This window comes from Bacillus sp. MYb56 (genome assembly GCF_002976445.1).
Taxonomy (GTDB): Bacteria; Bacillota; Bacilli; order Bacillales; family Bacillaceae_G; genus Bacillus_A; species Bacillus_A mycoides.
The window spans coordinates 114,266-123,346 of sequence record NZ_PCOH01000015.1; the positions used below are offsets into that span (position 1 = coordinate 114,266).

The 9,081-nt window shown below is 36.8% G+C and carries 9 protein-coding genes, 1 pseudogene and 1 other annotated feature; of the genes and pseudogenes, 7 read left to right on the top strand and 3 right to left on the bottom strand.

Annotated features, from left to right (window positions below):
* Positions 1 to 6: 6 nt before the first annotated feature.
* The 5 genes from CQ058_RS18425 to CQ058_RS18450 all read left to right on the top strand — a co-directional run bounded on the left by CQ058_RS18425 (position 7) and on the right by CQ058_RS18450 (position 3,068).
* On the top strand, positions 7 to 321 hold the full coding sequence (locus CQ058_RS18425; RefSeq protein ID WP_002063639.1) for a thioredoxin family protein: 315 nt from the start codon (positions 7 to 9) through the stop codon (positions 319 to 321).
* 13 nt (positions 322 to 334) lie between these two features.
* Complete coding sequence (locus CQ058_RS18430) at positions 335 to 586, top strand: hypothetical protein (RefSeq protein ID WP_000394370.1); 252 nt, start codon at positions 335 to 337, stop codon at positions 584 to 586.
* Between the two features lie 293 nt (positions 587 to 879).
* A complete protein-coding gene (locus tag CQ058_RS18440) occupies positions 880 to 1,461 on the top strand; it encodes a TetR/AcrR family transcriptional regulator (RefSeq protein ID WP_002124986.1) in 582 nt (193 codons plus the stop codon).
* Positions 1,462 to 1,527: 66 nt separating this feature from the next.
* On the top strand, positions 1,528 to 2,760 hold the full coding sequence (locus CQ058_RS18445) for an MFS transporter (protein WP_002191820.1): 1,233 nt from the start codon (positions 1,528 to 1,530) through the stop codon (positions 2,758 to 2,760).
* A gap of 56 nt (positions 2,761 to 2,816) precedes the next feature.
* Entirely contained in the window at positions 2,817 to 3,068 is a 252-nt protein-coding gene (locus CQ058_RS18450; RefSeq protein ID WP_003187029.1) for a helix-turn-helix transcriptional regulator, read from the top strand.
* Between the two features lie 75 nt (positions 3,069 to 3,143).
* On the opposite strand, the gene CQ058_RS18455 is transcribed toward CQ058_RS18450, so the two are convergent.
* Positions 3,144 to 4,427: an MFS transporter gene (locus CQ058_RS18455; protein ID WP_002169236.1), complete on the bottom strand. Its 1,284-nt coding sequence runs from the start codon at positions 4,425 to 4,427 to the stop codon at positions 3,144 to 3,146.
* Between the two features lie 108 nt (positions 4,428 to 4,535).
* Entirely contained in the window at positions 4,536 to 5,849 is a 1,314-nt protein-coding gene (locus CQ058_RS18460) for an alkaline phosphatase family protein (protein WP_002124992.1), read from the bottom strand.
* A 154-nt stretch (positions 5,850 to 6,003) separates the two neighbouring features.
* On the opposite strand from CQ058_RS18460, the gene CQ058_RS18465 reads away from it, so the two are divergent.
* On the top strand, positions 6,004 to 6,297 hold the full coding sequence (locus CQ058_RS18465; RefSeq protein ID WP_002124993.1) for a YesK-like family protein: 294 nt from the start codon (positions 6,004 to 6,006) through the stop codon (positions 6,295 to 6,297).
* 93 nt (positions 6,298 to 6,390) lie between these two features.
* Positions 6,391 to 6,598: a binding site (T-box leader), on the top strand.
* 45 nt (positions 6,599 to 6,643) lie between these two features.
* Positions 6,644 to 8,074, top strand: a complete 1,431-nt coding sequence (proS, locus tag CQ058_RS18470) for a proline--tRNA ligase (RefSeq protein WP_002124994.1) — start codon at positions 6,644 to 6,646, stop codon at positions 8,072 to 8,074.
* A 268-nt stretch (positions 8,075 to 8,342) separates the two neighbouring features.
* On the opposite strand, the pseudogene CQ058_RS32320 reads toward proS, so the two are convergent.
* Positions 8,343 to 9,081, bottom strand: a pseudogene (locus CQ058_RS32320) (cell wall anchor protein); the annotation flags it as partial.

A 9,081-nucleotide genomic window follows, 5' to 3' on the forward strand; every position in this document is an offset into this window, starting at 1 on the left:
GATAAGATGAATACATTTGAAACGATAGAAGAATTAGCGACATATATTGAAGGACAACAATTAGTACTGCTGTTTATTAAAACGGAAAATTGTGGTGTTTGTGATGTTATGTTAAGAAAAGTAAATTGCGTATTAGAGAATTATGATTACGTAGAGAAAGTAGAAATATTACTACAAGACATGCAAGAGATTGCGGGGCGATATGCAGTATTTACAGGGCCAACAGTTTTATTATTTTATAATGGAAAAGAGATCCTTCGTGAATCGCGCTTCATTTCACTTGAAAATTTAGAGAGAACCATTCAATTATTCGAAGATTAAGGGAGGCTTTTATATGGAATTTATTATTGTCATACTATTATTTGTTGTAGTTGGAACGATCGTAACAGCAGTTCGATCAAACAAAAAGAAGGTAAATCTTACAAAACAAAATAACATTCATAATTCATCCAACAGCTCATCACCATTATTTTTCTTTGCTGGATCGGATAATGATAGCTCGCACGATGGCGGTTCACATGATTGCGGAGGTTCTTTTGGTGGAGATAGTGGAGGTAGCTGCGGTGGTGGAGGCGGTGGTGATTGATGAGAATACGCCTTATAGGGGGCGTATTTCTTTTTAAACAAACGTTTGATTAGTTGGCTTACATATGCATAAAAACAGTTAAACAAACGTTTGATTAAATATTTTTAACATGCTAGGGGAAATGAAAAGGGAACCGTATTTCTTACTAAATGAGGATTTAAATTTGGAATAATACATATGATTCGAATGTGGTTTGAAAGTACGTTTTCTTAAATAAGGAGTATAGCCTCTTGCGATAGAGGTTTTTTATTTGTTATTATTAGACTGAACGGTCGGTTTAAAGAGGTGTGAATATGAGAAGAAGCGCAGAAGAGATAAAGAAAGAAATTGCCTATAAAGCAGAAAGTCTGTTTTCACAGAAGGGCTATGCAGCTACATCTATGGAAGAGATTTGTGAGATTACAGAGAGAAGTAAAGGAAGCATTTATTATCACTTTAAAAGTAAAGAAGAATTATTTTTATTTGTAGTGAAACAGCATACGTATGATTGGCTTGAAAAATGGAATGAAAAAGAGAAGTTGTATAGTACTAGTACTGAAAAACTATATGGTCTCGCGGAATATTATGTAGAGGACATACAGCAACCCATTTCAAATGCAATAGAGGAATTCTCTATGAGCCAAGTTGTAAGTAAAGAAATTCTAGATGAACTGTTAGCTTTAACTAGAGAATCATATGTTATGGTTGAGAAATTAATTGAAGCAGGTATACAGTCTGGAGAGTTTCAAGAAGATGATACGCGTGATCTTATGTATATTGTGAATGGATTATTATCTGGGCTTGGAGTACTTTACTACGAGTTAGATTATAAAGAGCTGAAACGTATTTATAAAAAGGCAATAGATGTATTGTTAAAAGGAATGGCAGCTGAATAATAGGTCAGTTGCTTTTCTTACAAAATAAATTAGACCGAACGGTCGGTTTATGAAAGGGGAATGAAAATGAACGCTTTATTTAAAAACCGAGCATTTATGCTCGTTATGGCATCTGATATTTTACAACAATTTGCAATTTGGATTAGAAATATGGCTCTTTTGTATTTCATAATGGAGCGAACGAATAATGATCCAGTTTCAGTTTCTTTGTTATCGGTTATGGAATATGCACCTATTTTTATTTTCTCGTTTATCGGTGGGGCGCTAGCTGATCGCTGGAATCCGAAAAGAACGATGGTTGCTGGAGATGTATTAAGTGTACTGTCTATTGTAGGAATTGTCTTGTTGCTAAAGCTGGATTATTGGCAGGCTATATTTTTTGCAACACTCATTTCCGCGATTGTAGGTCAGTTTTCTCAGCCATCATCTTCGCGTATATTTAAACGCTATGTAAAAGAAGAACAGGTAGCAAATGCGATTGCATTTAATCAAACATTACAGTCGCTATTTATGATTTTTGGACCAGTGGTAGGATCGCTTGTGTACACACAACTTGGTTTATTTACGTCACTATATAGCTTAATTATTTTATTTTTGTTATCTGCTATCGCTCTTTCATTTTTACCAAAATGGGTGGAACAAGAGCAAGTGGCGAGAGGTTCATTAAAAAATGATATAAAAGAAGGTTGGAAATACGTTCTTCATACGAAAAATTTACGTATGATTACGATCACTTTCACCATTATGGGCTTAGCTGTTGGACTAACGAATCCATTAGAAGTGTTTCTTGTAATAGAACGGCTTGGAATGGAAAAAGAAGCCGTTCAATATTTAGCCGCAGCTGATGGAATCGGTATGTTAATTGGTGGTATTGTTGCTGCAGTTTTCGCTTCAAAAGTGAACCCGAAAAAGATGTTTGTATTCGGTATGAGCATATTAGCAATGTCATTTTTAGTAGAAGGGCTATCTACATCATTTTGGATTACTAGTTTCATGAGGTTTGGAACAGGTATTTGTTTAGCTTGTGTTAATATCGTTGTCGGTACGCTTATGATTCAACTTGTACCAGAAAATATGATTGGCAGAGTAAATGGAACGATTTTACCACTGTTCATGGGGGCAATGTTAATTGGAACTGCACTAGCTGGAGGATTGAAGGAGATGACCTCACTAGTTACTGTATTTTGTATAGCAATGGCACTTATTTTATTTGCGATAGGGCCAGTTCTACGCATGCAAATAAATAAAGAAGATGTCGCTAATAAAGAGGAACTAACAAATTCGTTAGCTTCGAAATAACCATTGTAAGGGAGCAGGATTGCTCCCTTTTCTTGTGGCAATCTTTTGACAATGACATGCCCCAACTATATACTGATGATGTAAAAACGATTTTACAGGTTAGGAGAAACGGTGTGAAAAATCAAATCTATGAATTGCGCACTGCAAATAATATTTCACAAGGTGCATTAGCGGATAAGTGTAACGTATCAAGACAGACGATAAATGCAATTGAGAATAATAAATATGATCCAAGCTTAGCACTAGCATTCCGGTTAGCAGAAGTATTAGGAACAACTGTCGATAAACTATTTTTGTACAAGCTTTAGAGTTTTTAATTGTAGGACGTTATCGTTAAAAATATAAGAGAAAGATCCCCTTCTTGTGTGAAGGGGATCTTTCTCTTATATTGTTTTAGTTTTCGGATTAGGTGGTGTAACGGACGTATCATTTTCAGGTACTCTAGTTAATAAGAATCCACCGATAATAAATAGGACAATAATACTAAGGACACCAGCGTTTGTTTTTCCTGTTAATTGTGTTGTGACACCTACTAATACCGGACCCATAATTGCTGCGAATTTACCAAAGATATTATAAAATCCGAAGAATTCATTTGCAGATTCTTTCGGTACTAGTTTTGCGAAATAAGAACGGCTAAGTGCTTGAATCCCGCCCTGAGAAGTAGCAACTAACATTGCTAAAATCCAGAAATCAAACGTCGTTTTTAAGAAATAAGCATATGTGCAAATAATGATATAAATGATAATGCCGACATATAGCATTTTTTTACCGGTAAATGTTTCCGATAGTTTTCCATATAATAAAGCAAATGGACAAGCGACAATTTGTGTTACAAATAAGATGATTAATAGATTGGTTGCACTAATACCGAGATCTGTTCCGTAAGCAGTAGACATAGTGATAATTGTATCTACCCCATCAATGTAGAAAAAGTAAGCTATTAGGAACATAAATACAGTTTTATATTCTTTAATATTTTTAAACGTATTAGCAAGGCGCTTGAAGCTCATTGCAATTGGTCTTGGATGACGTTCAATATAGTGTGTTTGCTCTACATTTTTTAGCATTGGTATCGTAAATAGTCCCCACCAAAGAGCTGTTATTGCAAAGGAAATTTGACTAGCAATTCCGACTGATAAGGGGATAGTTCCTTTTTGAGCAAGAATAATAAGAGCAATACAACCGATAAAAGGAATTGTGCTCCCAATGTAACCTAATGCAAAACCTCGCGTAGAAATTCGGTCCATTCTATCTCCAGAGGTAACATCTACTAGAAATGCATCATAAAAAATATTTGCTCCAGCAAAGCCAACTAATGCGAGCATATAGCATCCTAGTAATAAGTACCACTGAGATGTTGGAACAATTGCTAGCATACTTGTAAATACGATACCGAGTCCAAAGAAGAATGTGAAAAATCGTTTTTTAAATCCCTTATAATCAGCAACTGTGCCGAGAATAGGAGCGAGTATAGAAATTAAAAGTGTAGCGACCGAGTTTGCATATCCCCAATAGGCTGTTGAAGTTGCGCCAGATAGTCCAGCTTCTTTTGCAGCTGCTTTAAAGTAAATTGGAAATAATGCAGTTGTAATGACGAGCGAATATACCGAGTTCGCCCAATCGTACAATATCCAGCTTTTTTCTTGTCTGGACATTTTTTTCATATAATGTTCCCCCTTAAATTTGTTCTACTAACAGTGTACAAAAATAAAAATTATAAAAAGAGAAACAGTGATGATTTTTACATAACTTTTACATATATACACAGTTCTTTACAATTGAAGTAAATCCTCTACAATTGCGCCGTCTGTTTCACCTAAGTGCAAACCGAGTAACCTAGCGATAGTCGGACCTTCATCAATCAGTCTCATATACGGAATTGTAACGCCGCTTTGAATGCCTTTCCCAGCAGCCATAAAAATTGTTTCATAGTTAGGTTTTGTTGGGGAATATCCATGTGTTCCAAATGTATATTTCTTACTAGAATTAACATCTTCTTTATTAATTTCTTTTATGAAATCACCTGTATAATTTTCAATGAAGTAATAACCTTCCATGGCCTCTAGCATAAATAAGCAATTACCATCAGCGCCACGTTCTTTTGCATCTTCATCGTGCAGAATAAATTCAATTCCATTTTGTTTATCCTGAAGAAGCTCTTCAAGAAGAAGTTGAATCTCTTTAATCGTTTCAGTATCATTTTTATCCTTTACATGTACGTAGGCAGATCCATCACAGCTTTGGCAATAAGCTTTCCAATCGTGTATTTTTCCACGTTTATTTACGGATATAAGCCCTTTTTGACAGAATAGGACATTTAATTGGATTGCTTTGTTTTCACTTAAAGCGCTATGGTCACCAAGTGCAATAATTGTACTTTCTTCGTATATACCACTTTCTTTTAATGTATGGATAATTTTTCCGAGGCGTTCGTCGTGTCTGTGGATTGCAGCTACTGTTTCCTCAGACTCGAAGCCATGGTAATGTCTTTGAGTATCTAAATCAGTAAAATGTACAAACATAACATTAGGCTTTTTCGTCTGAATTGTATGTACGGCAGAAGCAAGGACGAAATTATCAAGCTCAGGCTGTGACAATCCATTTCGTATATGGCCGAAACGACGATTTAAATCTAATTGATATAGCGGGCTACCGCTAAATAATGAAACTAAAATTTGATTTTGCCACGGTCTATTTGGAAAAATTTCTGGTAAATTGTAATCGATATTTGCTCTTCCAGTAACAGGCCATAGAAGGGCTGCTGTCGTTAAATTTGCTTTGCGTGCTTCATCATATAAAGTTGTCCCGTTAATGGACTTTCGGTACCAATGCCAATCTGGTGACTCACGTCCTGGTTGAAGTAATGTATTGCTGACAACGCCATGCTTATTAGGATAATTACCGGTTACGATTGTTGAGTGGCTTGGATATGTTACAGAAGGATAAATTGGCTCCACTTTTTTCGCAATCGCGCCCCTTTTTATTAAAGTTTGGAAATTAGGTAGTTTTTGTAATATAGGAAAATCTAAAGCTGATAAGCAGTCAAAAGATAAAATAATGACGCGATTTGTTAATGCTTTATCCATAAAGTTTCCCTCCTGATTATATAAAACCTATTCTTATATATTACTATTAATACCTGGTAATAAAAATATATTTTTGAATAAAATTTCGTTATTTATTTTCAGAAAAATTAAACATATAATAAGTATAAGGGAATGAATGGAAGGAGGGAATACTATGGATTGGCTAGATGGATTTGGTATCTTTTACATCATTGGTGGAGTCACCGTTCTCCTTGTATTTTTTATGTCATATTTACTAAAGAAACGTTTTCCAGATAAACAGTTTGATATTATATTTGCACTTAGTTTAGTACTTCTTTGTTTAGCTTTCTTTCCTGTAACAATGATCGCTATTGGTGGTTGGGAAGGAATGGGATACGGATTTATTTGTTTCTTCGTTTTAATTGGTACACTAATTGGTATGGTTGCTCATCAACTTGTAAAAATAGTTCGGAAAAGTTACGTATAAAACAGTGATAATTGAAAATAATGTATAAAAATAAGAAAATTGGCTCTTGTTTTGAAATAAAATTTATATTATGATATTCAACAAATTTATTTTGTTATAACGATGAAAAAGGAATAGTACATGTCTTACCTTTTTGCAGAGAGAGAATCCTTTTGGCTGGAAGATTCTTAAAGAGGCGATATGGAACCTACCTTTGAGTTCTGCATATGCAGCGGGAAATTCCCGTTATCAAAAAGAGAGCATACTCAATTTTTTTGTGTATGAATCAGGGTGGTAACGCCGACAAAGCTCGGTCCCTATTTGGGGACGCGGGCTTTTTCTATTTTCTAAAGGAGGAAGAATAACTATGGTAAAAGAACAAGTACAAGCCATTACGAAAATGGAAGAAGACTTTGCTCAGTGGTATACCGATATTGTAAAAAAAGCGGAGCTTGTTGATTATTCAAGTGTGAAAGGTTGTATGATTTTACGTCCATACGGTTATGCATTATGGGAAAATATGCAGAAAGTGATGGATGAAAAATTAAAAGAATCTGGTCATGAAAATGTGTACATGCCAATGTTTATTCCAGAGAGTTTATTACAAAAAGAGAAAGATCATGTTGAAGGATTTGCTCCTGAAGTAGCATGGGTTACTCATGGCGGAGATGAGAAATTGGCGGAAAGACTTTGTATACGTCCTACATCTGAAACTCTATTCTGTGAGCATTTTTCAAAAATTGTTCAATCATATAATGATTTACCAAAGTTATATAACCAGTGGTGTTCAGTAGTTCGTTGGGAGAAGACGACGAGACCATTCCTTCGTACAACTGAATTTTTATGGCAAGAAGGTCATACGATTCATGAAACGGCAGAAGAATCTCAAATTGAAACATTAAATATTTTAAATCTATATGCTGCTTTTTGTGAAGAGTATTTAGCGATTCCGGTTATTAAAGGGCAAAAAACAGAAAAAGAAAAGTTTGCAGGAGCGAAGGCAACTTATACGATTGAAAGTTTAATGCATGATGGAAAAGCACTTCAAACAGGAACATCTCATAACTTTGGAACGAATTTCTCTGAAGCATTTGATATTAAGTTTTTAGACCGTAACGGTAAATGGCAATACGTACATCAAACATCTTGGGGTGTATCAACAAGAATGATAGGTGGACTTATTATGGTTCATAGCGATAATAACGGACTTGTAATGCCACCGAAAGTCGCTCCAGTACAAGTTGTTATCGTTCCTATTGCTCAGCACAAAGAAGGTGTGTTAGAAAAAGCAACAGAGTTGCAAGGACGTATTCAGAAGGTTGCACGTGTAAAAATAGATGCTAGCAATAAAACACCTGGCTGGAAATTTAATGAGTATGAAATGAAGGGTGTTCCAATTAGATTAGAAGTTGGTCCAAAGGATATTGAAAAGAATCAAGTTGTACTTGTAAGGCGAGATACGAAAGAAAAAGAGTTTATATCAATGGATCAATTAGAAGAACGCATTCCAGTACTACTTGAGGAAATTCACCATTCTTTATTTAGCAAAGCAAAAGTATTTCGCGATGAGAATACGTATAGTGTGACGAATTTCGAAGAGATGAAAAAAGCGGCTGATGAAAAGCAAGGATTTATTAAAGCGATGTGGTGTGGAGAACTAGCTTGTGAAGAAAAATTAAAAGAAGAAGTTGGAGTATCTTCACGTTGTATTCCGTTCGAACAAGAAAGTTTAGCTGACGAATGTATTTGCTGTAGTAAAAAAGCGAAGCAGATGGTGTATTGGGGAAAAGCGTATTAATGCTCTTTCTACTAGATGGCAAAAAGGACTTTGATTGCATAATAAAATGCAATCAAAGTCCTTTTTAGTTTTATCCCGCTATTTGTCAGGCAGTAAAACTCCCACTTCAAAATTCGGCTGGAGCAAAGAAGTTAGGTGGGAGCCCTGCTGCCCGTAAAAGCCCGATTGGTGAAGGCTAATAATCAGTGGGGGATGAACAAAATCCCCACTGATTAAAGTTTCACTTTATAATCTGTTTCATGTATTTTTAGATGGAAGGATGATTTTTTTATTTTGCGTTTTTACGACGAATAAATAGTAACACACCAATTAGGAATGTCGAAAGACCAATTAAAATAGATGCAGGATAATGCGTTGCAGTATTAGGCAATTTATTGCCTTGTTTTGTTGCATTATCTTTTGCGTTACCGCTTTGAGAGCCGCTATCGCCTTTAACACGGTTGCCTCCCTGAGAGCCATTGCCACCTTGAGAACTGCTGTCGCCTTTAACACGGTTGCCTCCCTGAGAGCCACTGCCACCAGAACCACTGCCACCAGAACCACTGCCACCAGAACCGTTGCCACCAGAACCGTTGCCACCAGAACCGTTGCCACCAGAACCGTTGCCACCAGAACCACTGCCACCAGAACCACTGCCACCAGAACCGTTGCCACCAGAACCGTTGCCACCAGAACCGTTGCCACCAGAACCGTTGCCACCAGAACCACTGCCACCAGAACCACTGCCACCAGAACCGTTGCCACCAGAACCGTTGCCACCAGAACCGTTGCCACCAGAACCACTGCCACCAGAACCACTGCCACCAGAACCGTTGCCACCAGAACCGTTGCCACCAGAACCGTTGCCACCAGAACCGTTGCCACCAGAACCGTTGCCACCAGAACCGTTGCCACCAGAACCGTTGCCACCAGAACCGTTGCCACCAGAACCGTTGCCACCAGAACCGTTGCCACCAGAACCGTTGCCACCAGAACCGTTGCCACCAGAACCGTTGCCACCAGAACCA